This window comes from Streptomyces cyaneofuscatus, from assembly GCF_033109485.1.
Classification (GTDB): Bacteria; Actinomycetota; Actinomycetes; order Streptomycetales; family Streptomycetaceae; genus Streptomyces; species Streptomyces cyaneofuscatus.
In genome coordinates this window covers 3,407,283-3,432,380 of sequence record NZ_CP137002.1, presented here as the reverse complement: position 1 = coordinate 3,432,380, position 25,098 = coordinate 3,407,283, and the positions used below count along the sequence as shown (strand labels likewise).

At 72.1% G+C, this 25,098-nt stretch carries 32 protein-coding genes; 21 read left to right on the top strand and 11 right to left on the bottom strand.

What is annotated here, in order from left to right; all coding sequences use genetic code 11:
* Window positions 1-74: 74 nt before the first annotated feature.
* Window positions 75-905 carry a TetR/AcrR family transcriptional regulator gene (locus R2B67_RS14880; RefSeq protein ID WP_237327280.1) on the bottom strand — a complete coding sequence of 277 codons (831 nt, stop codon included), beginning with the start codon at window positions 903-905 and terminating at the stop codon, window positions 75-77.
* 159 nt (window positions 906-1,064) lie between these two features.
* Here R2B67_RS14880 and R2B67_RS14875 point away from each other — a divergent pair, with 159 nt between their 5' ends.
* Both R2B67_RS14875 and R2B67_RS14870 read left to right on the top strand, forming a co-directional pair.
* The gene (locus R2B67_RS14875) at window positions 1,065-2,114 is read left to right on the top strand and encodes an efflux ABC transporter ATPase subunit, DrrA-related (protein ID WP_317818448.1); all 1,050 of its coding nucleotides are present in this window, start codon (window positions 1,065-1,067) and stop codon (window positions 2,112-2,114) included.
* Window positions 2,111-2,950, top strand: a complete 840-nt coding sequence (locus tag R2B67_RS14870; protein WP_317818445.1) for an ABC transporter permease — start codon at window positions 2,111-2,113, stop codon at window positions 2,948-2,950. Before R2B67_RS14875 ends, R2B67_RS14870 begins: the two co-directional genes overlap by 4 nt.
* Window positions 2,951-3,023: 73 nt before the next feature.
* On the opposite strand, the gene R2B67_RS14865 is transcribed toward R2B67_RS14870, so the two are convergent.
* Window positions 3,024-3,488 carry a MarR family winged helix-turn-helix transcriptional regulator gene (locus R2B67_RS14865; RefSeq protein WP_109978981.1) on the bottom strand — a complete coding sequence of 155 codons (465 nt, stop codon included), beginning with the start codon at window positions 3,486-3,488 and terminating at the stop codon, window positions 3,024-3,026.
* Between the two features lie 107 nt (window positions 3,489-3,595).
* Here R2B67_RS14865 and R2B67_RS14860 point away from each other — a divergent pair, with 107 nt between their 5' ends.
* From R2B67_RS14860 to R2B67_RS14780, 17 genes are all read left to right on the top strand, one after another.
* A complete protein-coding gene (locus R2B67_RS14860; protein ID WP_109978982.1) occupies window positions 3,596-4,273 on the top strand; it encodes a hydrolase in 678 nt (225 codons plus the stop codon).
* An 83-nt stretch (window positions 4,274-4,356) separates the two neighbouring features.
* Entirely contained in the window at window positions 4,357-4,665 is a 309-nt protein-coding gene (locus tag R2B67_RS14855) for a GNAT family N-acetyltransferase (RefSeq protein ID WP_237327284.1), read from the top strand.
* 13 nt (window positions 4,666-4,678) lie between these two features.
* On the top strand, window positions 4,679-4,933 hold the full coding sequence (locus R2B67_RS14850; RefSeq protein WP_109978983.1) for a (4Fe-4S)-binding protein: 255 nt from the start codon (window positions 4,679-4,681) through the stop codon (window positions 4,931-4,933).
* A 68-nt stretch (window positions 4,934-5,001) separates the two neighbouring features.
* The gene (locus tag R2B67_RS14845; RefSeq protein ID WP_317818437.1) at window positions 5,002-5,397 is read left to right on the top strand and encodes a nuclear transport factor 2 family protein; all 396 of its coding nucleotides are present in this window, start codon (window positions 5,002-5,004) and stop codon (window positions 5,395-5,397) included.
* A 38-nt stretch (window positions 5,398-5,435) separates the two neighbouring features.
* Complete coding sequence (locus tag R2B67_RS14840) at window positions 5,436-6,122, top strand: class I SAM-dependent methyltransferase (RefSeq protein ID WP_317818434.1); 687 nt, start codon at window positions 5,436-5,438, stop codon at window positions 6,120-6,122.
* A gap of 94 nt (window positions 6,123-6,216) precedes the next feature.
* The gene (locus tag R2B67_RS14835; RefSeq protein ID WP_317818430.1) at window positions 6,217-6,537 is read left to right on the top strand and encodes a gas vesicle protein GvpO; all 321 of its coding nucleotides are present in this window, start codon (window positions 6,217-6,219) and stop codon (window positions 6,535-6,537) included.
* 38 nt (window positions 6,538-6,575) lie between these two features.
* Window positions 6,576-7,076 (top strand): gas vesicle protein GvpJ, encoded by a 501-nt coding sequence (gene gvpJ, locus R2B67_RS14830; RefSeq protein WP_317818425.1) that lies wholly within the window; start codon window positions 6,576-6,578, stop codon window positions 7,074-7,076.
* 1 nt (window position 7,077) lies between these two features.
* Window positions 7,078-7,875, top strand: coding sequence for a GvpL/GvpF family gas vesicle protein (locus R2B67_RS14825; protein WP_317818422.1), 798 nt, complete (start codon window positions 7,078-7,080; stop codon window positions 7,873-7,875).
* 2 nt (window positions 7,876-7,877) lie between these two features.
* Window positions 7,878-8,144 carry a gas vesicle protein GvpG gene (locus R2B67_RS14820; RefSeq protein WP_018510845.1) on the top strand — a complete coding sequence of 89 codons (267 nt, stop codon included), beginning with the start codon at window positions 7,878-7,880 and terminating at the stop codon, window positions 8,142-8,144.
* A complete protein-coding gene (locus tag R2B67_RS14815) occupies window positions 8,137-9,033 on the top strand; it encodes a histone H1-like repetitive region-containing protein (RefSeq protein ID WP_317818420.1) in 897 nt (298 codons plus the stop codon). The genes R2B67_RS14820 and R2B67_RS14815 overlap by 8 nt, the downstream gene beginning before the upstream one ends.
* A 6-nt stretch (window positions 9,034-9,039) precedes the next feature.
* Complete coding sequence (locus R2B67_RS14810; protein ID WP_317818419.1) at window positions 9,040-10,197, top strand: SRPBCC family protein; 1,158 nt, start codon at window positions 9,040-9,042, stop codon at window positions 10,195-10,197.
* Window positions 10,194-10,589 (top strand): gas vesicle protein, encoded by a 396-nt coding sequence (locus tag R2B67_RS14805; RefSeq protein WP_317818418.1) that lies wholly within the window; start codon window positions 10,194-10,196, stop codon window positions 10,587-10,589. The genes R2B67_RS14810 and R2B67_RS14805 overlap by 4 nt, the downstream gene beginning before the upstream one ends.
* Complete coding sequence (locus tag R2B67_RS14800; RefSeq protein WP_317818413.1) at window positions 10,586-11,413, top strand: GvpL/GvpF family gas vesicle protein; 828 nt, start codon at window positions 10,586-10,588, stop codon at window positions 11,411-11,413. Before R2B67_RS14805 ends, R2B67_RS14800 begins: the two co-directional genes overlap by 4 nt.
* Window positions 11,414-11,443: 30 nt before the next feature.
* Complete coding sequence (locus R2B67_RS14795) at window positions 11,444-11,656, top strand: gas vesicle protein (protein WP_239697354.1); 213 nt, start codon at window positions 11,444-11,446, stop codon at window positions 11,654-11,656.
* Window positions 11,653-11,964: a gas vesicle protein K gene (locus R2B67_RS14790; RefSeq protein ID WP_317818412.1), complete on the top strand. Its 312-nt coding sequence runs from the start codon at window positions 11,653-11,655 to the stop codon at window positions 11,962-11,964. Before R2B67_RS14795 ends, R2B67_RS14790 begins: the two co-directional genes overlap by 4 nt.
* A gap of 111 nt (window positions 11,965-12,075) precedes the next feature.
* A complete protein-coding gene (locus R2B67_RS14785) occupies window positions 12,076-12,549 on the top strand; it encodes an Asp23/Gls24 family envelope stress response protein (protein WP_317818411.1) in 474 nt (157 codons plus the stop codon).
* A 124-nt stretch (window positions 12,550-12,673) separates the two neighbouring features.
* Window positions 12,674-13,087, top strand: coding sequence for a DUF4259 domain-containing protein (locus R2B67_RS14780; RefSeq protein ID WP_317818410.1), 414 nt, complete (start codon window positions 12,674-12,676; stop codon window positions 13,085-13,087).
* Between the two features lie 33 nt (window positions 13,088-13,120).
* Here the strand turns inward: R2B67_RS14780 and R2B67_RS14775 are convergent, their stop codons facing one another.
* The 9 genes from R2B67_RS14775 to R2B67_RS14735 form a co-directional block, all read right to left on the bottom strand.
* Window positions 13,121-13,645: a DinB family protein gene (locus tag R2B67_RS14775; RefSeq protein ID WP_317818409.1), complete on the bottom strand. Its 525-nt coding sequence runs from the start codon at window positions 13,643-13,645 to the stop codon at window positions 13,121-13,123.
* A gap of 50 nt (window positions 13,646-13,695) precedes the next feature.
* Window positions 13,696-14,307 carry a Uma2 family endonuclease gene (locus R2B67_RS14770; protein ID WP_317818408.1) on the bottom strand — a complete coding sequence of 204 codons (612 nt, stop codon included), beginning with the start codon at window positions 14,305-14,307 and terminating at the stop codon, window positions 13,696-13,698.
* 159 nt (window positions 14,308-14,466) lie between these two features.
* Entirely contained in the window at window positions 14,467-15,585 is a 1,119-nt protein-coding gene (gene serC, locus R2B67_RS14765; RefSeq protein ID WP_317818407.1) for a phosphoserine transaminase, read from the bottom strand.
* A gap of 96 nt (window positions 15,586-15,681) precedes the next feature.
* Window positions 15,682-16,911: a cytochrome P450 family protein gene (locus tag R2B67_RS14760; protein ID WP_317818406.1), complete on the bottom strand. Its 1,230-nt coding sequence runs from the start codon at window positions 16,909-16,911 to the stop codon at window positions 15,682-15,684.
* Between the two features lie 181 nt (window positions 16,912-17,092).
* Window positions 17,093-18,358, bottom strand: coding sequence for a cytochrome P450 (locus R2B67_RS14755; protein WP_317818405.1), 1,266 nt, complete (start codon window positions 18,356-18,358; stop codon window positions 17,093-17,095).
* Complete coding sequence (locus R2B67_RS14750; protein ID WP_018510831.1) at window positions 18,355-19,029, bottom strand: GTP-binding protein; 675 nt, start codon at window positions 19,027-19,029, stop codon at window positions 18,355-18,357. The genes R2B67_RS14755 and R2B67_RS14750 overlap by 4 nt, the downstream gene beginning before the upstream one ends.
* A complete protein-coding gene (locus tag R2B67_RS14745) occupies window positions 19,010-19,381 on the bottom strand; it encodes a DUF742 domain-containing protein (RefSeq protein ID WP_007449967.1) in 372 nt (123 codons plus the stop codon). The genes R2B67_RS14750 and R2B67_RS14745 overlap by 20 nt, the downstream gene beginning before the upstream one ends.
* The gene (locus tag R2B67_RS14740) at window positions 19,378-19,800 is read right to left on the bottom strand and encodes a roadblock/LC7 domain-containing protein (protein ID WP_053559945.1); all 423 of its coding nucleotides are present in this window, start codon (window positions 19,798-19,800) and stop codon (window positions 19,378-19,380) included. Before R2B67_RS14740 ends, R2B67_RS14745 begins: the two co-directional genes overlap by 4 nt.
* The gene (locus R2B67_RS14735) at window positions 19,797-21,335 is read right to left on the bottom strand and encodes an ATP-binding protein (RefSeq protein WP_317818404.1); all 1,539 of its coding nucleotides are present in this window, start codon (window positions 21,333-21,335) and stop codon (window positions 19,797-19,799) included. The genes R2B67_RS14740 and R2B67_RS14735 overlap by 4 nt, the downstream gene beginning before the upstream one ends.
* Window positions 21,336-21,577: 242 nt before the next feature.
* On the opposite strand from R2B67_RS14735, the gene R2B67_RS14730 reads away from it, so the two are divergent.
* Entirely contained in the window at window positions 21,578-24,466 is a 2,889-nt protein-coding gene (locus R2B67_RS14730; RefSeq protein WP_381073428.1) for an FAD-binding and (Fe-S)-binding domain-containing protein, read from the top strand.
* A 96-nt stretch (window positions 24,467-24,562) separates the two neighbouring features.
* Window positions 24,563-25,084 (top strand): chloramphenicol phosphotransferase CPT, encoded by a 522-nt coding sequence (cpt, locus tag R2B67_RS14725; RefSeq protein WP_317824852.1) that lies wholly within the window; start codon window positions 24,563-24,565, stop codon window positions 25,082-25,084.
* Window positions 25,085-25,098: the final 14 nt, after the last annotated feature.

Below are 25,098 nucleotides of genomic sequence, written 5' to 3'. Positions count from 1 at the left end.
CATTGGGGCACGCACCGGGCGCCCTGTCATGTCCGGTCACGCCCGGTACGTCGTTGTCCTGCCCGGTACGTCGTTCAGCCGGCCGAGCCGCCCGCCTTCTGCCGCTCCGCGACCAGCACCTCGAAACCGGCGATCAGCCGCTCCAGCCCGAACACGAAGTGGTCGAAGTCGGCGCTGAAGGTGTCCTCCGACATGCTCGCCATCATCGGGTACGCGCCGCTGAGCATGGCCCGCTCCAGGTAGGGGCGCTGGCTGTCCCAGAACTCCTCGTCGCTCAGCCCGGTCTGCGCCACCGCCTCCTCCGCGTCCCCCTGGGTGCGGGCGAGGCCCTCCACGAAGCTGTTGACCGTGATGATCACGCCGATCAGTTCGGGGTCGCGCAGCCCCATCGAGCGCAGTCCGGTGAGCGAGAGCTCCAGGCCGCGCAGGGCGCTGGGGCCGAGCACCGTGCGGGCCTGGTTGATCTTCAGCAGCCAGGGGTGGCGGCGCAGGTTGTCCAGGTAGGTCGTGGCCATGCGGTTGATCGCCGCCCGCCAGTCGTCGGGGACGGGGTGGTCGGCGGCGGGGCGGCCGGGCTCGTCGGGCAGGGGCTCGCCCAGCACCCGGTCGAGCATCAGGTCCAGGAGTTCGGCCTTGCCGGGGATGTACCGGTAGAGCGACATCGTGCCCGTGCCGAGCTCGGTGGAGAGCCGGCGCATGGAGACGGCGGCCAGCCCTTCCGCGTCCGCGACGGCGATGGCGGCCGTGACGATCCGGTCCAGCGTGAGGCCGGGTTTGGGGCCGCGGCTGGGGCGGTCCCCGGTGCCCCACAGGAGCTCCAGGCTGCGCGCGATGTCGCCGCTCCCGGGGGTGGTGCCGTCCGTCGTCGCCGCCGCTGTCGATCCTGTCGATCCGTCTTTCGCCATGGGGGCAGCGTAGTGCGCCGGAGGCGATTTGGGTACACCGTACTCGTATCAACGTACAGCGTACTCGGTTTGGGGTACGGTGTACTCAGTTCGCTTCCGGGTTGGTCGGAGAAGCAAGGGGGTTATGCCATGTCCATGCCTATTTCTACGTCTAGGTGCATGTCGGAAACCGGGCCGAGGTACGCGGTGCTCGCCGAAGGGCTCGTCAAGCGGTACCGGGCGAAGGGGAGGGGCGGGGTGGAGAAGCGGGCGCTCGACGGGTTCGACCTCGCCGTCCGCCCCGGCACCGTCCACGGCCTGCTCGGGCCCAACGGGGCCGGGAAGACCACCGCCGTACGGGTCCTCGCGACCCTCCTGCGATACGACGGGGGCCGGGCCGAGGTGGCCGGGATCGATGTGGGGCGCGAGCCCCGCCGCGTACGGAGCAGGATCGGGCTCGCCGGTCAGTACGCCGCCGTCGACGAGGGCCTCACCGGGCGGCAGAACCTGGAGATGTTCGGGCGCCTCTTCCACCTGGGCAACCGCGGGGCCCGGCAGCGCGCCGGAGAGCTGCTGGAGCGGTTCGACCTGGTGGAGGCCGCCGACCGGAGCGCCGGGGAGTACAGCGGCGGCATGCGGCGCCGGCTCGACCTCGCCTCCTCGATGATCCTCTCGCCCGACGTGCTCTTCCTGGACGAGCCCACGACCGGGCTCGACCCGCGAGGCCGGGGCGAGGTCTGGGACGCGATCCGGGCCCTGGTGGCGGGCGGCACGACCGTACTGCTCACCACGCAGTACCTGGACGAGGCCGACAAGCTCGCCTCGCACATCACCGTCATCGACCGGGGGCGGGCCATCGCCGACGACACCCCCGACGCGCTGAAGAACCGCGTCGGCGGCGACCGGATCGAGGTCGTCGCCGCCGACCCGGGAGACCTGGCCGCGGTGGCGCGGGCCGTCGAACGGGTCGCCGGGGGCGGGCTGGTCCTCACCGACGACACCAACCGCCGGGTACACGCCCAGGTCGCCGACCGGGTGGCCGCCCTGACCGAGGTGGCCCGGACCCTCCAGGACGACCGGATCGCGGTGGAGGACATCGGGCTGCGCCGGCCCAGCCTGGACGACGTGTTCCTGCGGCTGACGGGCCACGGCGCGGGCGCCGACCGAACGCCCGCCGACGACACACCTGCCGAAGACGCGCAGGCCGTACGCGAGGTGGCAGCGGCATGACCGTCACCGCACCGGGCCGCACGGTGACCGAGGCGTCACGCGGACACGGCCTCGCCTACTGGGCGGTCTCCGACTGCTGGAACATCACCCGCCGCACCCTCACCCACTACCAGCGCCACCCCTCCGCCATCGTCTGGCAGCTCGGCTTCCCGATCCTGTCCGTCCTGCTGTACGGGTACGTCTTCGGCAGTGCCATGAAGGTGCCGGGCGGCGGCGACTACCGGGAGTTCCTGATGCCCGGCATGTTCGCGATGACCATGGCCATGGGCTTCATGAACACCGCCGTGGCCGTCGTCACCGACGCCGGACAGGGGGTCGTCGACCGCTTCCGTTCCATGCCGATGGCCCCGTCCGCCTTCGCCTCCGGACGCGGGGTGGCCGACCTGGTGGTGGCGGCCGCCGAGCTGACCATCCTGGCCGTCACCGCGCTGCTGATCGGCTGGCGCGCGGGCGGCGGGGTGATGCCCGCCCTCGGGGCGTTCGGGCTGCTCCTGCTGCTGCGGTTCAGCCTGATCTGGGTGGGCGTCTGGCTGGGCCTGCTGGTTCCGACGCCGGAGGCGGCGGGCGGGCTGTACGCGGTCGCCTTCCCGCTCACGATGATCTCCAGCACCTTCGTCGCCCCGTCCCTGATGCCGGGCTGGCTGGGCACGGTCGCCGCCTGGAACCCGCTCTCCTCGACCGCGACCGCCACCCGCGAGCTGTTCGGCAACCCGGTGGCGGGCGGCGGTACCTGGGTGGAGGAGCACGCCCTGCTGATGGCCGTGGTGTGGCCGGTGGTGATCACGCTGGTCTTCCTGCCGCTGGCGGTACGGCGGTTCCGGCTGCTGAGCCGCTGACAGCGGGCGTGACCGGCCGCGGCGACCACCGCCGCGGCCGGTCACCGTCCCGGCCGGTCTCCGTCGGCCGGTCTCAGTCGGGCTGCTTCTCCATGTGGGCGAGGACGCGGTCGGAGATGCGGGCGAGGGTGTCCAGCTCCTCCGGGGTGAGGGCGTCGACGAACAGCCGCCGGACGTGTTCGACGTGCACGGGCGCGGCCTCCTCGATGGCCTCGCGGCCCGCCGGGGTGGCGACGATGAACGCTCCGCGGCCGTCGTCGGGGCAGTCCTCCTTGGCCACAAGTCCGCGCTTCGCCATCCGCCCCACCTGGTGGGACATGCGGCTCTTCTCCCACTCCACCAGCTTGGCCAGGTCCGTGAGGCGCATCCGCCCGCCGGCCTCGGTGAGCTTGGCCAGCACGATGTAGTCGGCGGGGGACATGCGGGAGTCTGCCTGGACCTGGCGGGAGAGCCGACCGATGAGCTTCTCCTGCATGCGGATGAAGCTGTCCCAGGCGGCCTGCTGTTCCGGGGTCAGCCAGCGAGGCGGTGCGTCCATGGAGGCAGCGTAGTTGCCATCAGGACTAGTTGACGCGTCAACCACCTCCTGCCTAGTGTGGGTGACACGTCAACTACATGGCGTACGGCTCCAGAAGGGACACCCCCATGAGCACCGTGAGCACCGTCAGCACCCCGAACAAGGCCGGACTCGACGCACTGCTGACGCCCGAGGAGAGCGTCCTGGTGCTGATCGACCACCAGCCGTTCCAGTTCGCCAACCTGAACAGCCATGAGCCGACGATGGTCGTCAACAACGTGGTCGGACTCGCCAAGGCCGCCAAGGCCTTCGGCGTCCCGACCATCCTGACGACCGTCCTGGAGGAGCGTGGTGGCCTGCTCATCCAGGGCATCCAGGACGTGTTCCCGGAGCAGAAGCCGATCGACCGGACCTTCATCAACACCTGGCAGGACCAGCGCGTCGTCGACGCCGTCAAGGCGACCGGGCGGAAGAAGCTGATCCTCGCCGGGCTCTGGACCGAGATCTGCCTGGCCATGCCCGCCATACAGGCGGCCGGTGAGGGCTTCGACGTCTACGCCGTCACCGACGCCTCGGGGGGTGTGTCGGCCGAGGCCCACGACATGGCGGTGCGCCGCATGGTCCAGGCGGGCGTCGTCCCGATCACCTGGATGGCCGTCCTGGGCGAGTGGCAGCGCGACTGGGCCCGCGAGGAGACGGTGCCGGCGGCCGCCGAGGTCCAGGCCCAGCACGGCGGCGCCTCCGGGGTGGCCTTCGCCTGGGAGATGCAGCTCCTCGCCGCCGGGCGGTCCACAAGCGCCGCCTGACCCCGGGCGGGTACGACGGGGGACGAGGACGCACCACCCGGACCGGGCCGGTGCGCACGAACGGAGAGAAGAGGTCAGGACACATGGCAGTCGCAGTGAAGGACGTTCCCGAGGCCAAGCGGTACGAGGCGCGGATCGAGGGGGAGTCCGAGGTCGCGGGCTTCGCGGACTACCTCCGTACGACGGAACTGATCGCGTTCCTGCACACCGAGGTCTCGCCCCGGTACGAGGGCAAGGGCGTCGGGTCGGCCTTGGCCCGCACCGCCCTCGACGAGGCGCGTGCGGCGAAGCTGAGGGTGCTGCCCACCTGCCCGTTCTTCGCGGGATGGATCGCTCGGCACCCCGAGTACCAGGACCTGCTCTACCAGTCCCGCAGCAGTGTCAGTGACTGAACGGAGGCCCGGAATGAGCGAGCGGACGGACAGGCGGTCGTACGAGGGGCGGTCGGTCACCGTGACCTTCGAGGCCGGCCGCTGCCGGCACGCCGCCGAGTGCGTCCGCGGTCTGCCGGAGGTGTTCGACACCGGCCGGCGCCCGTGGATCCGGCCCGACGGTGCCGACGCCGATCGCGTGGTGGAGGTGGTGCGGCGCTGCCCCTCGGGCGCGCTGCGGTACGAGCGAACGGACGGCGGGGAGGGGCCCCGGCCCCCTTCCGTATGAGGGCGGCGGGTAAGGACCCCGGCCCGTCAGAACCATCGAGGAGTCAAACCATCGAGGAGTCAGGAGAGATGACTGTGACCCGACACCCCGAGGCGGACCGGGCCCGGGACAACACCGCGACCGTCCTCACCGCCATGCGGGAGCTCTTCGGCGAGAAGGATTTCACGGCGCTCGACCGGTACTGGGCCGAGCCCTACGTCCAGCACAGTCCCGGGATGCCCAGCGGCCTGGACACCCTCCGTGCCGTGGTGCCGGATCTGCGGGGCTTCCGGTGGGAGCCGCAGCGGATCGCGGCACAGGGTGACCTCGTCTTCACCCACAGCGTCGTGCACGGCTGGGCGCCGGGCCCCGTCGCCGTCGTCGACGTCTTCCGGCTGGAGAACGGCCGCATCGTCGAGCACTGGGACGTCGTCCAGGACCTCGTCCCGCCCGAGGAGACGGTCAGCGGCGAACCGATGGTCTGACACCGGGGCCGGGGGAGGTGACGCCTAGAGTGTCGCCCATGACCGCCTCCGGCCCGTCCGCCGACTTCCAGCGCACCACCCGGGACTCGTACGACGCCATCGCCCCCGCCTACGCCGATTTCTCGCGCGGCGAGCTGGCGGCCAAGCCGTTGGAGCGCGGCGTGCTGGCCGTCTTCGCGGAACTCGCGGCGGCGGGCGGTGGCGGCCTGCCCGTGGCCGATGTCGGTTGCGGGACGGGCCGGGTCACCGCGCACCTGAGGGAACTGGGCCTCAGGCTCGACGTGTTCGGGATCGACCTCTCGCCGCAGATGCTCGCGGTGGCCCGGCAGGAGCACCCCGGGCTGCGGTTCGAGGAGGGCTCGATGCTCGGCCTCGACCTCCCGGACGGGTCGCTCGGCGGCCTCCTCGCCTGGTACTCCACCATCCACGTCCCGGACGAGGAACTCCCGCGCGTCTTCGCCGAGTTCCACCGCGTGCTGGCCCCCGGTGCCCCCGTACAGCTCGGCTTCCAGGTGGGTGACGAGCCGCTGCGGATGACGGAGGCGCTGGGCGAGGAGGTCTCGCTCGTCTTCCACCGGCGGCAGCCGGAGCGGGTGGCCGCGCTGCTGCGGGAGGCGGGCCTGGAGGTGGTGTCCCGGGTGTGGCGGGAGCGGGAGACGGAGGGGCCGTTCCCGGAGCGGGCGCCGCAGGGGTTCGTCCTGGCGCGGCGGCCGCGGGAGGCCTGACCCCGCACATCCCCGGCCGGACCTCCGGCGGAGGCCGTCGCACCACTGGCTCTCCCGAGATGCGGAGTGCCCCACATTGACCAGACTGGTCACCATGGCAGACCAACGTTCAGCGCGCGCCGAGCGCTCCTCCACGGGGACGAAAAAGAAGCCCCCGGCCAGGAAGGGGCCCGAGCACGCCGCCCGCGCCGCCTGTCGGAGCCTGGAAGCGCTGATCAGTCACCCGGCCGAGGGCGTCTCCGCGATCCGGCGCTCCGACGACGGCTGGGCCGTCGTCGTGGACGTTCTCGAAGTGCCCCGCATCCCGGACACGACCAGTCTCCTCGCCTCGTACGAGGTGCAGCTCGACCGGTCCTGCGAACTCCTGGAGTACACCCGGGTCCGCCGCTACCGGCGCGGTGCCGCCGACGAGTGACCCGCCCGACTCCGTCCGACAGCTGGAAGGACCCCCCCATGACGACCACGACGTACGTCGACGGTGTCGCTCCGTGCCCACCTCGCTCCGGCTCGCTCTACGACGTGCTGGAACTCATCCTCGACCGGGGCATGGTGATCGACGTATTCGTACGGGTCTCCCTGGTCGGTATCGAGATCCTGAAGATCGACGCACGCATAGTCGTGGCCAGCGTGGACACCTACCTCCGCTTCGCGGAAGCCTGCAACCGCCTCGACCTCGAACGTGACCCCAGCAGCTCCACCGTCCCCGAGCTGTTCGGCGGCTCCGCCGCGCGCTCCGTCGGCAAGCGGAAGGTGCGCAAGGCCGCGGAGTCGGTCGGCGACACCGTACGTAAGGCGGTCGGGGCCGGCGGCTCCGACGAGGACGACGCATACGGCGACGAGTACGACGAGGACGAGGCGGAGGCCGAGGAGAGGCCCGCGCGTCCGAAGAAGCGGCGGGCCCCCGTCAGCAGCAGTGGCGGCTCCGCGAGCCGTCGCCGCCGAGCGGAGGCCTGACGTGTGCGCCGAGGGGCCGGGAACCGTCGAAGGGCCGGGGCTGTACGTGTACGCGGTCGTCCGGACCGGAACGCCGCTGCCCCGGAAGTCCGGGGGCGTGGGCAGCCCGCCCGCCCCGCTGCGGGCCGTCGGCCCGGGCCCGGTGGCCGCGGTGGTCAGCGCCGCCCCCGCACAGTTGCGCGCCCGGCGCCGCGACCTGCTGGCCCACCAGGATCTCCTGACGCAGCTGGCGGCGAGCGGGCCCGTGCTGCCGATGCGCTTCGGCATGGTCGCGCCGGACGAGGACGCCCTGCGCGCCCAGCTGGCCGCGGCGGAGGCGGGCCACCTCGCCGCCCTGGACCGGGTCGCCGGACACATCGAGATGAACCTCAAGGCGCTGCCCGCCCACGACTCCCTCGCCGCGCTGGTGGCCGGGGACGCGACCGTACGGCGGCTGCGCGAGGCAACCCGCAGGCGCCCCGGCTACGAGGCCAATGTGCGCCTGGGCGAAGCCGTCGCCTCCGCCCTGGCGCGCCGGGCGGGCGAGGCGGGCCGGCGTGCGCTGCGGGACCTGGCGCCGATGGCCCGCGCGACGGCCGGGGGCCCCGAGGTGCCCGGCTGCGCGCTCAACGTGTCCTTCCTCGTGGCACAGGCCGACAGCGACCGGTTTCGTGCGACCGCCGAGCGTTTCGCCGCGGCCCACCGCGACCACGTCGACCTCCGCGTTGCCGGACCGCTGCCCTGCTACAGCTTCGTCGGGGCCGGGGCCGGAACTGATGCCGGGGGCCGGAGCGCGCCCGCACCGGTCGGTGGAGGCTGACCATGGGGCTGATCTCCGGAGTGCTGCTGCTCCCCCTCGCGCCCGCCCGGGGCGTGGTGTGGGTCGCGGAGCGGTTGCAGGACGCCGCCGAACGCGAGCTCTACGACCCCGGCGTGATCCGCGCGCAGCTCGCGGCCCTCAACCACGAGCTCGACGAGGGGCACATCGGGCTGGAGGAATTCGAAGCGGAAGAGGAGAGGCTGCTCGACCGGCTGTACGCCGCGCAGACCGGCCGGACACCGACGACAGAAGGTGACAGGCATGGATGACCAGGCGAAGGTGGCGCTCGCAGCCGCCGTGGTGGGTGGATACGTGCTGGGCCGGACGAAGAAGGGCCGGCTGGCCCTGAGCGTCGCGACCTATCTGGCCGGGCGCCGGTTCGGACTCGAACCCCGTCAGCTCGCAGCCGAGGGGATGCGCCGACTCGGCGAGGTCCCGCAAGTGGCCGAACTGCAGGAGCAGTTGCGGGGCGAGGTCCTCGAAGCGGGCCGCCAGGCGGTGACGGCCGCCGCCAACCGCTCCATGGCCAACCTGGCGGACGCCATCGGCGACCGGACGGCCCGGCTCACCGCGGCGCCGGACGACGAGGCGGACGAAGAGGCGGACGAAGAGTACGACGAGGAGCCGGAAGGCGCGTACGAGGACGAGGAAGAGGAAGAGGAAGAGGAAGAGGAAGAGGAGCCCGAGGAGGAAGAGGAGGAGCCCGAGGAGGAAGAGGAGGAGCCGGAAGAGGACGAGGAGTTCGAAGAGGAGGAGGAAGAGGAGGAAGAAGAGGAGGCCCCGGCCAAGAAGTCGGCCGAGAAGAAGGCCGCTCCGGCCAGGCGGTCGGCCGAGAAGAAGTCCGCCCCCGCAAAGAAGGCCCCGGCGAAGAAGGCTCCGGCCAAGCAGACCCCGGCGAAGAAGACCGCAGCCAAGAAGTCCGCTCCCGCCAAGAAGACGCCAGCGAAGAAGACGGCAGCGAAGAAGTCCGCCCCGGCCAAGAAGTCGGCAGCCAAGAAGTCGGCGTCCGGCACATCGGCGGCCAAGAAGCCCACCGCCAAGAAATCCCCCGCGAAGAAGTCCGCTCCCGCGAAGAAGACGGCAGCGAAGAAGTCTGCCCCGAAGAAGGCAGCGGCATCGAAGCGGTCATCATCCAAGCGCGCCGACCGCCGGAGGTAGTCAGCCATGGCAACGACGGACAAGGACGCATCCGAGGCTCCGGCGGAGTCGGGCGTCGACCGCATCAAAGAGGAACTGTCGAAGTTCGCCAGCGCCCAGGTCCAGCAGCTCGCCGACAAGGCGGGCGGCAAACTCAAGGACCTGACCGGCCAGTTGACCGACAGCGCCGAGAACGGCGGCTCGCTCCCCTCCATCGCCTCGCGCGTGCTCCAGGGCGAATCCCCGGCCAAGGCCTTCGCATCGGAGAAGGCCAAGGGCGCCAAGGACGCGGTGGTGGACAAGGCGAAGGGCCTCTTCGGCGGTGGCGGTGGCGGCGACGGCGGGGGCGGGAAGGGCAACCGCAAGGCCGGCGGCGGAAAGTTCATGAACATCATCGAGGTCATGGACGTCGGCGTGCCGCTGCGCACGGCGTACGACGCATGGACGCAGTACGACGAGTTCAGCGGCTTCATGAAGGGCGTCCAGAGCGTCTCGAAGGGCGAGGACGAGGAGACCGACTGGAAGGTCAAGGTCGGCCCCTCCACCCGCAGCTTCAAGGCCACGGTGCAGGAACAGGTGCCGGACGACCGGATCGTCTGGACGTCCGAGGGCGCCAAGGGCAGCACCCGCGGCGCCATCAGCTTCCACGAGCTGGCCCCGAACCTGACGCGGATCGTGCTGGTCGTGGAGTACTACCCGTCCGGGTTCTTCGAGAAGACGGGCAACCTCTGGCGCGCCCAGGGCCGCCGCGTACGGCTGGACTTCAAGCACTTCCACCGGTACGTGACCCTCACCGAGGAGGAGCCCGAGGGGTGGCGCGGTGAGATCCGCGACGGCGAGGTCGTGGTCACCCACGAGGAGGCCGTCGAACGCGAGGAGGCCGAGGCGGAGGAGGCCGAGGACGGGGAGGGCGAGGACGAGGAGTACGGCGAAGAGGAAGCTGAGGACGAGGAGCCCGAAGAGGAAGAGGACTACGAGGACGGCGAGGACGAAGAGGAGGACGAGGACCCGGAGGACGCATACGAAGAGGAGGACGAGGAGCCTGAGGAAGAAGAGGAAGACGAAGACGTAGAAGACGAAGACGAGGACGAGGAGCCCGAAGAGGAAGAGGAAGAAGAGGAGCCGGAGGAGCCGCCCGCTCCGAAGCGCGCGAGCCGCAGGCGCCGGTCGGAGGCCGCGCGGTGACCGACCTCGACTTCCGCCAGGGGAGCCCGCCGGCCAACGGCCCCCAGTCCACCACCAACCTCGCCGACATCCTCGAACGTGTCCTGGACAAGGGCATCGTCATCGCCGGGGACATCAAGATCGACCTCCTCGACATCGAACTCCTCACCATCCGGCTCCGCCTCTTCGTGGCCTCCGTCGACACCGCGAAGAAGGCGGGCATCGACTGGTGGGAGACCGATCCGGCCCTCAGCTCCCGGGCGAAACGCGACGCCCTGGAGGACGAGAACCGCCGGCTGCGGGAGCGCCTCCAGGCCCTCGAACCGGCCACGGACGAGACCGGCGCCCCGGTCCCGTACCGGAACACCGGCCGGGATGACACGGACAACAGCAAGGAGACCGGGCAGAGATGACGCACCCCGCACCCCGGGACCGGGCTCCGGACACCGGTGTCACCTACGTGTTCGCCGTCTGCCGGGGCACCCGTGCCGTGAACACGGCGGACGTCACCGGCCTGGGCGGGATGCCCGGCGGCGCGGCGGTCCGGCTGCTGCCCTCCGGGCCGCTGACCGCCGTGGTCCAGACGGTCCCGGCCGCCGACTTCACGGACGAGGTGTGGCAGTCGCGGCTCTCGGACCCGCAGGAGATCGAGCGGTACGCGCGGGCCCACCACGAGGTCGTGTCCGCCGCGGCCGTCCACGGGCCCGCCGTACCGCTGCCCCTCGCCACGCTCTACCACGACGACGACCGGGCCCGCCGCGCCCTCGACGACGAGGCGCACCGCTTCCACGGCGTGCTGAAGCGGATCGCGCACCACGCCGAGTGGGGCGTGAAGGTGTACGAGCCCGAGCCCCCGGCCGCCCAGGAGGAGCGGGAGCCCGCCCCCGTGGGAAGCGGCGGGCGCGAGGCTCCCGCTCCCGGTGCCGGGCTCGCCTACCTGAACCGCAAGCGCGGGGTCCAGGAGCGCCGGGAGCGGCGCCGGGAGCAGGCCCTGTCCGTCGCGGAATCGGTGGACGCCGAACTCCGGGCGCTGGCGACCGCGTCGCGCCGACTCCGTACGCACGCGGCTGTACCGGGGGGCGACGGCCGGGTGCACGTGCTCAACGCGACGTACCTCGTGGCCGAGCAGCGCGCGGAGGAACTGGCCGCGCTGGTACGGGCTTTGGGCGAGCGGACCGGGACGCGGATCGAGCTGACCGGGCCCTGGGTGCCCTACTCCTTCGTCGGGGAGGTGTAGCCGGTGGACGTGGACGCGGAGCGCGCGGTGGTGCCCTGGGACAGCCCGGAGCCCCTGAGCGGGCCCATCGGGGTGCCGCTGGTGGACCTGCTGGACCGGGTGCTGGCGACCGGGGTCGTCGTCAGCGGGGACCTGGTGATCGCCATCGCCGACGTACCTCTCGTACGGGTGTCGCTGCACGCCCTGCTGTCGTCGGTCAGCGAGCGGGTTCCGGCGCCCTGGGCCGACGGCGGCCCGCTGTGACGGGCCCGAGCGGCGACTCCTCGGTCCGGGGCCCGGGTTCGCGGGTCGATCTGGACTCCGAGCAGATGGGGCGGGACCTGGTGGCCCTGGTGCTGACCGTGGTGGAGCTGTTGCGGCAGCTGATGGAGCGCCAGGCGATCCGCCGGGTCGAACAGGGCGACCTCAGCGATGAGCAGGTCGAGGAGATCGGGACCACGCTCATGCTGCTCGACCAGCGGATGAAGGAGCTCTGCGACCAGCACGGGGTGCGGCCGGAGGACCTCAATCTGGACCTCGGCCCGCTCGGGACGCTGCTGCCCCGCGGCTGAGGTCCGGTACCTCGAATGGCGGATGGCCGCAGGCGGGCGGAGAGTGGATGAGGGGGCCCACGCGGGTGGGAGGAGCACCCGTGGCAACCACTCTCTGTGAGGCGGAGCGACATGGTCGACATCGAACCTGGGAGCGGAAACCCATCGACGAGCGGCGGAAGCGAAGGAAACGGCGTACGCGGCAGGACCACGATCGCCGACGGCGTCGTGGCCACCATCGCGGGCATCGCGATCCGTGAGACCGACGGCGTTCATTCCGTGGGCAAGGGTGCCTCGAAGGCACTGGGTGCCGTGACGGGCCGGGTCTCCGGATCGTCGAGCAGCGGACGGACCGTGAAGGTCGAGGTGGGCGAGAAGGAGACGGCGATCGACGTCGACGTCGAGGTGGAGTACGGCGTCCCGATCCATGAGCTGGCCGACCGGATCCGTACGCACGTCATCGACGCCGTGGAGACGATGACCGGACTGAAGGTCGTCGAGATCAACATCAACGTCTTCGACGTGCACATCCCGGACGACGACGATGAGGACGAGGACGGTTCGGACGGTGGCGGTTCCCGGGGCGGAGGCTCTCGGGTGAGGTGAGCCCGGGCTCGGGGCCCGGAGCCCGGGCCCCGGCCGATTGTCAGTGGTGGCTGTGAGGATGGGGACATCGGCGCAGAACACGCAGATCACTGCGGACCACTGCGGAGCACTGGAGGGGGACCCCATGGGCGCCTGGGACATCGGTCACTTCGACAACGACACCGCGGCGGACTTCGGCGGGAGGGTGGACGACGCCGAGCCGGAGAAGAAGGCGGACGTGCTCCGGGCCGTCCTGACCGCCGCCGCCGGGACCGTGCCGCAGGACTATCTCGACAGCGGCGAGGAGGCGGTGGCGGCGGCCGCCCTGGTCGCCGCGCAGTGCCCTGGCGGCGAGCCCGTCACCACCGCGTACGGCCCCAAGGACCCGATCCCGCCGCTCCCGGCCGACCTGCGCCCGCTGGCGGTCCGTGCCCTGGACCGCCTCACCGGCGCGAACGCGGAGCCCCTGGACCTGTGGGCCGATGCCGGGGCGGAGAAGGAGTGGCTGGCGGGGATAGCCGCCCTGCGCGCGGTGCTGGCGGCGGCACCGGGGGAGTGAGGACGGGCCGGGGGGAGTGACGACGGGGCTCGGTCACTCCACGCCCGAGTAGCGGCCCACCGCGCCGTCGATCAGTTCGCGCACGATGTCCATGTGGCCGGCGTGCCGGATCGTGTCCTCCAGCATGTGGATGAGCACCCACCGCATCGACACGACCCGCCCGTCCCACGCGGTACCCGTCGTCCCCAGGTCCGTCTCCCGGATCGCGGCGTCGGCGGCGGCGCGGGCGCGGGCGTAGAAGGCGAGGATGTCGGCGGTCGTCTCGCCGGGCCCGGCCGCCATGTCCTCGGTCGCCGGGTCGAACCAGAACGGCTCGGTCTCCCGGCCGAACGTCGAGCAGAACCAGCCGTACTCCACGGCCGCCAGATGCTTGACCAGCCCGAGCAGATTGGTCCCGGTCGGCGTCATCGGCCGCCGTACCTGCTCGTCGTCCAGCCCCTCCAGTTTCCACAGCACCGCGTCACGGTGCAGGTCCAGGCTGGTGTGGAGGCTCTCCTTCTCGCCCCCGGTGTACGGGACGTGGGGGGCGCGGGGCACGGGAGGCTCGGGTGAACTCATGGGCCGCACCCTAGCGGCGCGCCCCCGTTCCCGTCCTCAGCGTTTCGGGCTCAGCGTTTCGGGCGGCCCGCGCGCACGATCTCGTCTACGTCCAGGGAGAGTTCGACGCCGATGGAGGCGGGCAGCGGGGCCTCCTGGCCGGGGGCGTACACCTCGTGGCGGTCGTAGCCGCCGGGCAGCGGTTCGGTCAGGACGTGGAGCCGGCCGTGCTTGCGGTCGACGATCACGTACACCGGGATCTTGGCCTGGGCGTAGGCGGTGACCTTGTGGCGCAGGTCGGTCTGGTAATTCCCGGAGGTGACCTCCAGGACCAGGCGGAAGCAGGCGGGGTCGTAGCAGTTGTTTTCGATCAGGTGCTCGTCGAAATCGGCGTCCACGATCGCCAGGTCGGGGATCACGTAGTCCTCGGGGCCACTGGGTAGCCAGAGGCCGATGCCCTGCAGGACATTCGACTCCTCGCCGTGCAGACCGGCGGAGAGGAAGGGGACCATGAGTGTGGTCAGGGCTTTGGCATGCGGGCCGTCCGGGGGTGGTGCCACGGTGACGAGGCCTCCGATGATCTCGACGCGATGCCCCGGAAGCTGTTCCATGAGACGGTTGGCCGTTTCCAGCAGCGTTTCCGGCTCATCGTCACAGGGGTGCTCGACTGCTGCTGCAGACATTGCGGGCCTCCTGGAATGGGCTGGTGTCGAGACCATCATCGTAGGGCCGCGCAGCCGAGAACCGCGCTTCTGGCATATGCCACCCGGTCGAGTGAAGCAGAAACGGCCCGGCACCCACGTGGGTGCCGGGCCGTCCCCGTACAGCGGAGAACCGAAGGGCTACAGCTTCTCGATGACGTAGTCGATGCACGCCGTCAGCGCCTGCACGTCCGCCGGGTCGATCGCGGGGAACATCGCCACGCGCAGCTGGTTGCGGCCCAGCTTGCGGTACGGCTCGGTGTCCACGATGCCGTTGGCGCGCAGCACCTTGGCGACGGCCGCCGCGTCGATCTCGTCCGAGAAGTCGATCGTGCCGATGACCTGCGAGCGCTTCGCCGGGTCCGTGACGAACGGGGTCGCGTACTTCGACTCGTCGGCCCAGCCGTAGAGGTGGCCGGAGGACGCCGCCGTGCGGCCCGTCGTGAAGTCCAGGCCGCCCTGGGCGTTCATCCACTTCAGCTGCTCGTTCAGCAGGAAGAGGGTGGACAGCGCCGGGGTGTTGTACGTCTGGTTCTTCAGGGAGTTGTCGATCGCCGTCGGGAGCGAGAAGAACTCCGGGATGTGCCGGCCCGAGGCGTGGATCCGGGCGGCGCGCTCCAGGGCGGCCGGGGAGAACACGCCGATCCAGAGGCCGCCGTCCGAGGCGAAGGACTTCTGCGGGGCGAAGTAGTAGACGTCGGACTCGGTGATGTCGACCGGGAGGCCGCCCGCACCGGAGGTGGCGTCCACCAGGACGAGCGCGCCCTCGTCGGCGCCCGCGACGCGCTTGATGGGCGCCGCGACACCCGTCGAGGTCTCGTTGTGCGTGAAGGCGTAGACGTCGACGCCCGCCTCGGCCTGCGGGTCCGGGTGGGTGCCCGGGTCGGAGGCGATGACGGTGGGGTCGGACAGCCAGGGCGCGAGCTTCGCGGCCTTGGCGAACTTGGAGGAGAATTCACCGAAGTTCAGGTGCTGGGACTTCGTCTCGATCAGACCGTGCGTCGCGATGTCCCAGAAGGCGGTGGAGCCGCCGTTGCCGAGGATGACCTCGTAACCCTCGGGGAGGGAGAAGAGCGCGCGCACGCCGTCGCGTACCTCGCCGACCAGGTTCTTGACCGGGGCCTGGCGGTGGGACGTACCGAGGAGAGAGGTGCCGGTGGCGGCCAGCGCGTCGAGCGCCTCCGTCCGCACCTTGGAAGGACCGGCGCCGAAGCGTCCGTCTGCGGGCTTGATGTCAGCGGGAATCTGGATGTCGGCCACGGGACGGAGAGTAGTCCCTCGGTGGCACGGCTCCGCAACCGTGTCCGTCCGATGAGACGTGCGCTCCGCCCCGTGGACCCGCGTGGCGGGGAACCTCTACGCGTCGTGGCCGAACGGGCAGCCCAGCTCCACCGGCAGCTCGTACAGGTCGTTCTGCGTCACGATCGGCTTGTTGCGCAGCTCGGCGGCCGGGACCGCCAGCTCCAGCTCCGGGAACCGCTCGTAGAGGGCGGGGAGCGCGATGCCCGCCTCCAGGCGGGAGAGCGCCGCGCCCGGGCAGACGTGCGGGCCGTGGCCGAAGGCGATGTGGCGGTTCGGGGTGCGGGTGGCGTCGAACTCGCCCGCCGTCGGGCCGTACTGTTCCTCGTCCCGGCCCAGCGCGCCGAACGAGATGATCAGGCCCTCGCCCTTCGGCAGGATCTTGTCGCCGACCTCGATGTCCTCCGTCGCGAAACGGATCAGGACGTGCGAGGTCGGGGTGTTCCAGCGCAGCGTCTCCTCGATCACGCCGTCCCAGCCGATCTCGCCGTCGAGGACCTTCTTGCGCTGCTCCGGGTGGGTCTGGAGCGCCTCGACCACGTTGACGATCAGGCTGATCGTGGTCTCATGTCCGGCGGCGATGATCAGTTGCAGCGTGTTGACGATCTCCTCGTCGGTGAGGTGGTCACCGTCCTCGGAGGCCGCGATCAGGGCGCTGGTCAGGTCGTCGCCCGGGTTCGCCCGCTTGTCGTCGACGATCTTCGTGAAGAGCGCGCCCAGGTCCGCCATCATCTGCGGGACCTCCTCCGGCGGCGTCTGCGTCGAGAAGAACTTCTCGAACAGCTCCTTGAGCCGCGGGTGGTCCGCCGCGTCCACGCCCATCAGCTCGCTGATGACGTTCATGGGGAGGGGGTACGCGAACTCCGCCTTGAGGTCGACCGGCTGGTCGGCGGGCAGCGCCGCCAGCTTTTCCAGGCTCGCGTTCGTGAGGGCCTCGATGCCCTCCCGCAGCCGCTCCACCCGGCGGACCGTGAGCGCCTGCGCCACCAGCGTACGGAGTCGGCGGTGGTCGGCCCCGTCGACCGTCAGCATCGAGCGGCCCGGGTTGGCCAGGCCGATCAGCGGCCAGTCCATCGGTATCTCGCCGCGCTGCCAGGCGCCCCAGACGTTGATGTCCTTGACCACCCGGCTGTCGGTGAGCAGCGCGCGGGCCTCCGCGTGGCGGGTGACCGCGTACACGTGTACACCGCCCGGCAGCTCCACCTCGGCCAGCGGACCGGCGGCCCGCAGCGCGGCGCTCTCGCCGTCGAGGTCTCTGACGAAGGGGTCGAGCGCGATGCGGGTCATGCGGGGCCTCCGTGGCTTGTGGGTCTGTCTAGGGGGTGTCTGACAATTCGGCGCGGATCAGCGGGCGGCGTCAGGTGCGGTGCATCGCAAGGCGCCGGAGAGTCCTCGTAGCGGAGCTACTAGGGCTTTTCGGCAACGCCGCGAGGTGCCGTGCCGGGCGTCGCCCGCCCGCGCGGAATTGTCAGACACCCCCTAGGGCAGGGGTGGGCGTGAAGAGCACCGGCAGGTCGGTGAGGCCGCGAAGCCAGGGCGACGGGCGGCGGGTGAGCTGCTCGGCGGGGACGGCGAGGTCCACGTCCGGCAGCCGGTCCAGCAGGACCTCGATGCCGGTACGGGCGATGACCTCGGCGGTCTCCTGGGCCGGGAACGGGCAGCGGTGCTCGCCGTGGCCGAAGGAGAGGAAGGCGTTGTTTCCGCCGGTCAGCGCCGAGGCGTGGGTCCGCACCTGCGGGTCGCCGTTGGCGGCGGCGATGCCGAGGAGCAGCAGGTCCCCGGCGCGGATGTGGCGGCCGCCGAGGTGGGTGTCGCGGGCGGCCCAGCGACCCGCCACGTTCTGCGTGGGGGTGTCCTCCCAGAGGACCTCGTTCATCGCCTCGGCGACGCTGTGGCGGCCGCCGGAGAGCGAGGCGGCGAACCGGTCGTCGGTGAGCATCAGGCGCAGCGAGTTGCCCATCCAGTCGGCGGTCGGCTGGTGCCCGGCCGCCATCATCACCATGAGGTCCTGGGCGACCTCCTCGTCGGTGAACCCGCCGGCGTCCGCGATCATCCGGCTGGCGACGTCGTCGCCGGGCTCAGCGTGCTTGTCGGCCAGCAGCTGGAACATCGAGGTCGCCAGGTGCTGCTGCCCGGCGAGCGCCCGCTCCCGGCCGTCGATCATGTCGTTGATCGCGCCGACCAGGGGGTACGCCTCCTCGTCGGAGAAGCCGTAGATCCTGGCCAGGACCAGGGCGGGGAGCAGCTTGGCGTATTCCGCGATGATGTCGACCGTGCCCTTGGTACAGAACCGGTCGATCAGCTCGTCCGCGAACTCCTCCGCGTACCGCTTCAGGGAGAACGGGTCGACGCCCTCCAGCGCGTTGCTGATCATCATCGCGCGGACGCTGTGGCGCTCGCCGACCGTGTAGAGGATCGAGGGCTGCTTGCGGCCGATCATCGGCAGCAGCGGCCAGTCGTCGGGGATGCGGTCCCACTGGTTCCACAGGTCGGAGTCCCGGCTGAAGAGGACCGGGTCGCCGGTGACCTGGTGCAGCTCGCGGTAGCCGAGGACGAGCCAGGCGGGCACGTCGCCGTCCAGCACGACCGGGGCGACGGCGCCGTGGTCGCGCCGCATGTCCCGGTAGAGCTGGACGGGGTCGCTCTGGAAGCGGGGCCCGGACAGGGGGACGGACCCGTGGCTGACGGGGCAGCCGGGGGCGGTGCCGGGCGTGCCGGAGGTGCTCGTGGTCACGGGGCGGGCTCCGGGGTCGGGGCGGCCGCCGCCAGCGCCGCGGCGTCGGCGGCCGCTTCGGGTACGGCCGCCTCGGCGGCGCGCAGGCGGGCGGCGGAGAGCGCGGCGAGGTGCTCGACGAGCGTGATGAGCACGTACTTGCTGGAGGACCGGTCCCGGGCGTCGCACTCCACCAGCGGCACGTCGTCCGAGAGGTCCAGCGCCTCGCGGATCTGCTGCTCGCTGTGGAGCGGGCCGCCGAAGTCGTTGCACGCCACGATGAACGGCGTGCCGTGGTGCTCCAGGCGGTCGATGGCGTACCAGGAGTCGGCGAGCCGGCGGGTGTCCACCAGGACGACCGCGCCGAGCGTGCCGGAGAACAGCCGGTCCCACAGGAACCAGAACCGCTCCTGTCCGGGCGCGCCGAAGAGGTACAGCACCGAGCGGGCGTCGAGCGTGATGCGGCCGAAGTCGAACGCCACGGTGGTGGACGTCTTGGCCTGTACGCCGTCGAGGTGGTCGACGGCCTCGCCCGCGCGGGTCATCGTCTCCTCCGTGTTGAGCGGACGGATCTCGCTCACGGATCGGACCATGGTGGTCTTGCCGACCCCGAAGCCGCCCACGACAACGATCTTGAGTCCGTTGTCCGCGGTGTCGCTCAGGGTGGCGCGGTCAGAGGTTGCGGAGTCCAACGAGCACCTGTTCCAGGATGTCGGGGTCGGGGAGCCGGTCCGCGACACGGGCGGTACGGGGGTGGCGGGCGCTGATCCGGCCGGTGTCCAGCAGGTCGCACAGCATGATGCGGACGATGCTGACCGGCAGGTTCAGGCTCGCGGCGATCTCGACGACGGCGGTGGGGCCCTGGCACATCCGCAGGATCGCGACGTGCTCCGACTGCATGCCGGGGGCCGGGTCGCACTCGGCGACGACGAGGGTCACCAGGTCGAAGGCGGCCGAGTCGGAGCGGCTGCGTCCCCCGGTGAGGGTGTACAGCCGGTCCGGATCGTCGTCGCGGCCCGGGCGGGGCCGGGGCGCCGTCGTCATACGGCCGAGCTCTCTGCCACGGGGGTGCGCGGCGGGGCGACGAGGTGTTCGCCGAGCTGTTCGACGAGCTCGCTCATGTTGTGGCCGACCAGGCCGACGTCGGAGTCCTCGTCGGCGACGACGGCGAGGTGGGCGCCGGCTCCCGCCTCGACGATGAACAGCACACCGCCGTAGAACTCGGCCATCGCGGAGCGCACGCCGCCGGTGCCGTCACCGAACTCGATGGACGCGCCGTGCGACAGGCTCTGGATCCCGGCGGAGATCGCGGCCAGCTGGTCGGCCTGGTCGACCGAGAGCTCGGGGGTGCGGCACAGCTTGAGGCCGTCGCGGGACAGGACGAGGGCGTGGCGGGTGCCGGGGGTGCGGTCGAGCAGCCCCTCCAGCAGCCAGTTGAGCTTCTCGTCGGTGGTCGCGGTCATCGGGTGTTGCCTTCCGGGTGCGGGGAGTTGGCACGTACGGCCCGGCTGAAGGTGCTGAAGCGCGCGGCCTGGACCTTCGGGTCGGTGGTACGGGCCCGGGGGGTGTCGGCTCCGCCGGGGGTGGCGTGGCCGGTACGGGCTTCGGCGGCGGCCAGCGTGCGGCCGCGGCGGCGCTTGGGCAGGCCGCTCTCGCCGAACGCGGGGACGGTGCCGGTGGACTCGGACTCCGACTCCGCGGGCGCCGGCTCCTGGGCCGGAGCCGACTCGGTCCCGCCGTCGGCGGTGGACCGGGCCGTGGGCGCGGCGTCGGAGGTGCCCGTGCCTTCGGCCGAGGCGTGCGAGGGCTCCGGCTCGGGGGCGGTGGTGGTGGTGGCCTCGGGGAGCGCGGACGCCGGGCCCGGGGCCGGTGCGGTGGCGCGGGAGATGAGGTCCTGCGGGAGCATCATCAGCGCGCCGGTGCCGCCCCGGGCGGAGGGCCGGAAGGAGACGGTCAGGCCGTGCTTACGGGCCAGCCGGCCGACGACGGCGAGACCGAGCCGGGTGCCGGAGAGGTTGGTGAGGTCCTGGTGGTCGGCGGAGACGGCCTTCTCCGCCCGGCGCAGCTGCACCTCGCTCATGACCAGGCCGCTGTCCTCGACGGTGATGACGATGCCCGCCGGGACCTCCTCCACGTAGACGTGGACCTCGGCGGTGGGCGGCGAGAAGTTGGCCGCGTTGTCGAGGAGTTCGGCGAGTGCGTGCATGACGCCCTCGGCCGCGTGCCCGGCGATCGCGACATCGCTGGTGGAGTGGAGGCGGACGCGCTGGTAGCTGCCGATCCGGCCCATCGCGCCGCGCAGGATCGACTCCATGACGATCGGCTTGGCCCAGCGCCGCCCGGAACGCGCCCCGGTCAGTACGGCGATGGAGTCAGCGAGCCGGCCCGCCTGGGCGGTGCGGTGGTCCAGGTAGAGCAGGTCCCCGAGCACGGACTCGTCCGTGTGCCGGTGCTCCATCTCCCGCAGGTCGGCCAGCATGCTGGTGGCCAGGGCCTGCATCCGCCCGGCCGCGTTGGCGCAGGCCGCGACGGCGGCGGACCGCTCGGTCTCGGCGCGGGTGGCGCGGGCGGTGAGCCGGTCGACGGTCACCGAGAGGCGGGACCGCTCGGCGGCGGCCTCCGCGCCGATCCGCTCGACCTCGGCGCGGGCCTCGGTGGCGACCCGGGCGGTCTCGGCGGAGGCGGCGGCCTTGATCCTGGCGGTCTCCGCGGTGAAGCGCTGGGCCTCGGCCGCGGAGGCGGAGACCAGGCGCGAGGTCTCGGAGGTGAACCGCTGGGAGTCGGCGGCCCGCAGGGAGCGCAGCGTGCGCGCGGTCCCCAGGGTGTGGACGGTGACGGCCACGCAGACGCTCAGCAGCACGGCGGCCGCGCCCGCGCCCCAGGCCAGCGGGGTCCGTACCGCATCGGGGGCCGCGGCCACGGCCCACAGGGTCAGCGCGCCGGTGACGGCTGCCGAGATCAGCAGGGCGAGTGCGGTGGGCCTGAATGAGGGGCGCAATCGGAGTCCTCGGTGGCGGACGGTGCGGAACGGGCGAAACTGCACCGGTTAAATCCGGACAGTTCACCACGGGAGCGGGCGATCATGCACAACTGGAGCTGATAGTTCCTGCTCAAGTCTTGGTCACTATAGGAGACTTGACGGTCTGTTTGGGAAGATCTTGTGGGCTTTTTTGTGTGGCTTGCGGGTTTTTATCCGTCCGCATCCCAAGAGTTCATCTGTACCGACGGCATCCTGAAGCCATGGCCGAACAGCATCGCCCGCCGTATCGCCCGCACCGTCGCCCGGCCGCCGAGGCCCCTGACGGGTTCACCGCCGCGCTCCGCTCCGCCGTGCGCGGCGAGGCCGACTTCGGCCCCACCGCCCGGGCCCTGATGACGATGGACGCCTCCAACTACCGCCGCGTCCCCCTCGGAGTCCTCGCCCCGCGCGACGCCGACGACATCGCGGCGGCGCTGACGGTCTGCCAGGAGTACGGGGTCCCCGTCGTGCCGCGCGGCGGCGGCACGTCCATCGCGGGCCAGGCCACCGGCACCGGCCTCGTCCTGGACCTCACCCGCCACCTGCGCTCGATCCTCGCCCTGGACCCGGCCGCCCGCACCGCCACCGTCCAGCCCGGGGTGATCCTGGACGACCTGCGGGCCGCCGCCGCCCCGCACGGCCTGACCTTCGGCCCCGACCCGTCCACGCACAGCCGCTGCACCCTCGGCGGCATGATCGGCAACAACTCCTGCGGCGCGCACTCGGTGGCCTGGGGCACCACGGCGGACAACGTGCGGGCGCTGGAGGTGGTGCGGTACGGGGGTGAGGCGCTGCGGCTGGAGCAGGGGAGGGTCCTGGGCCCCCACGGTGTACGCGAACTGATCGACGCCCACCTCGCCCTCCTCCGCACCGGCTACCCCGACCTCCCGCGCCGCATCTCCGGCTACGCCCTCGACGCCCTGCTCCCCGAACACCCGGGCGGCCCCGACCCCGTACGGGCGTTCTGCGGCAGCGAAGGCACCCTCGCCGTGGTCACCGAGGCGACCGTCCGCCTGGTCGAGGCCCCGCGCGCCCGCGCCCTGGCCGTCCTCGGGTACGCCGACGAATCGGCGGCGGCCGAGGCGGCCCCGGGCCTCCTCCCGCACCGCCCGCTCACCGTCGAGGGCATGGCCGCCGACCTCGTACGCGAACCGGCCGGACTGCTGCCGCGCGGGGCCGCCTGGCTCTTCGTGGAGACGGGCGGCGCCACCCCGCCAGAGGCGCGTGCGCACGCCGAGCGCATCCTGCGGGCGGCCGACGCGGTGGACGCGGCCGTCGTCACCGACCCGGCCGGGCAGCGGGCCCTGTGGCGCATCCGCGAGGACGCCGCCGGGACCTCGACCCGGATGCCCGACGGCACCGAGGCCTGGCCCGGCTGGGAGGACTGCGCGGTGCCGCCCGCCCGGCTCGGCCCCTACCTCCGCGACTTCCGCGCCCTGCTCGCTCAACACGGCCTGCGCGGAACGCCGTACGGCCACTTCGGCGACGGCTGCATCCACGTACGCATCGACTTCGACCTCCTGACACCGGCGGGTGTGTCGAGGTTCCGCCGCTTCTCCGAGGAGCTGGCGGACCTCGTCGTCGCGCACGGCGGCTCCCTGAGCGGCGAGCACGGCGACGGGCAGGCGCGCGCGGAGCTGCTGCCCCGGATGTACGGGGACGAACTCGTCGGCCTCTTCGGCCGGTTCAAGGACCTGTGGGACCCGGACGGCGGCCTGAACCCGGGCATGCTCGCCCGCCCGGCCCGCCTCGACGAGAACCTCCGCTTCGCCGTCCTGCCGGGGCCGGGACGCCCGGTGGATGTGGAGTTCGGCTACCCGCAGGACGGCGGCGACTTCGCGGGGGCGGTACGGCGGTGCGTCGGCGTCGCCAAGTGCCGTACGGAGACGGCTCCCGGCGCGGGCGTGATGTGCCCGTCCTACCGGGTGACCGGCGAGGAGGCGCACTCGACGCGGGGGAGGGCCCGGCTGCTGCACGAGATGCTCGCGGGCGAGGTGATCACGGACGGCTGGCGCAGCACGGAGGTCCGGGACGCGCTCGACCTCTGCCTCTCCTGCAAGGGGTGCCGCAGCGACTGCCCGGTGGGCGTCGACATGGCCACGTACAAGGCGGAGTTTCTGCACCACCACTACCAGGGCCGCCTCCGCCCCGCCGCGCACTACGCGCTGGGCCGCCTCCCGCGGTGGCTGCGCCTGGCGCGTCCGTTCGCCGGTCTCCTCAACGCCCTGGCGCGGGTGCGCCCCCTGGCGGGCCTCGCGAAGCGGCTGGCGGGGATCGCACCCGAGCGGGCGATCCCGGAGCTGGCGACGGAGACGTACAGCCGCTGGCTGCGCGGACGCCAGGGCAAGGGGACGCACATCGTCTCGTCCAGCCGGGTGGTGCAGGTGTGGGCGGACACCTTCACCGAGCACCTGTCCCCGCAGGTGGGACGGGCGGCGGTCCGGGTGCTGGAGGAGGCGACGGGGCGTACGGTGCTGCCGCCGCCGAGCGGGGTGTGCTGCGGCCTCACGTACGTATCGACGGGGCAGCTGGACCGGGCCCGCGCGGTGATGCGCCGCACCCTGGACCGGATCGGCCTGCTCCCCGGCCACCCGCTCGTCGTCCTCGAACCGAGCTGCGCCGCCACCCTCCGTACGGACCTGCCCGAACTCCTCCCCGATGACCCTCGGTCCCATGAACTCGCCGCCTCTGTAAGGACCTTGGCGCAGTACCTGGAGGAGTACGCCCCCGACTGGACCCCGCCACGCCTGGACCGCCCGGCCGTCGGCCAGACCCACTGCCACCAGCACGCGGTCCTCGGGGACGCGGCGGAGCGGCGGCTGCGGGAGCGGATGGGGCTGACCGGTGAGCTGAGCGGCGGGTGCTGCGGGCTGGCCGGGAACTTCGGCTTCGAGAAGGGGCACTGGGAGGTGTCCGTCGCATGTGCGGAGGAGCAACTGCTGCCTGCGGTACGGGGAGCGGAGCCGGGGGCGGAGGTGCTGGCGGACGGGTTCTCCTGCCGTACGCAGCTGGACCAGCTGGCCGGGCGGCGGGCACGGCATCTGGCGGAGGTGATCGCGGAGGGGCTGGACAGGGAGGGGCTGGACAGGGAGGAGGGAGGCGGCCGCTGAAATGCGTTTCCCGCGCCTGCGGGCGCTTGTACGGTGACGCGCGTGAAGGCTCAGGTGACGCGCGTCAAGACTCGGGTGACGGGCGTGAAGACTCAAGTGATCGTGCTCAACGGCGGTTCCAGCTCCGGCAAGTCGGGGATCGTCCGGTGTCTGCAGGCCGTCCTGCCGGACCCGTGGCTCGCGCTGGGGACCGACACGATGGTCGACGCGATGCCCGCCGCCCTCCAGGCCTCGGACGCCGGGATCGCGTTCGGCCCGGACGGCGGGGTGAGCGTCGGGCCGGAGTTCCGGCAGCTGGAGGACGCCTGGACCGAGGGGGTCGCCGCGATGGCCCGCGCGGGCGCCCGGATCATCGTCGACGAGGTGTTCCTCAGCGGGGCGGCGGGCCAGCGGCGGTGGCGTGAACGGCTGGACGGGCTCGGGGTGTTGTGGGTCGGCGTCCGGTGCGAGAGCGAGGTCGCGGCGGGGCGGGAGATCGCCCGGGGCGACCGGGTCGTGGGGATGGCCGCGGCACAGGCGGAGCTCGTCCACCGGGGCGTGGTCTACGACGTCGAGGTCGAAACCACCCGTACCGAAGCGCTGGTCTGCGCGCGGACGATCGCCGGGCAGGTGAGGTGAGCCTGCTGTCCGCC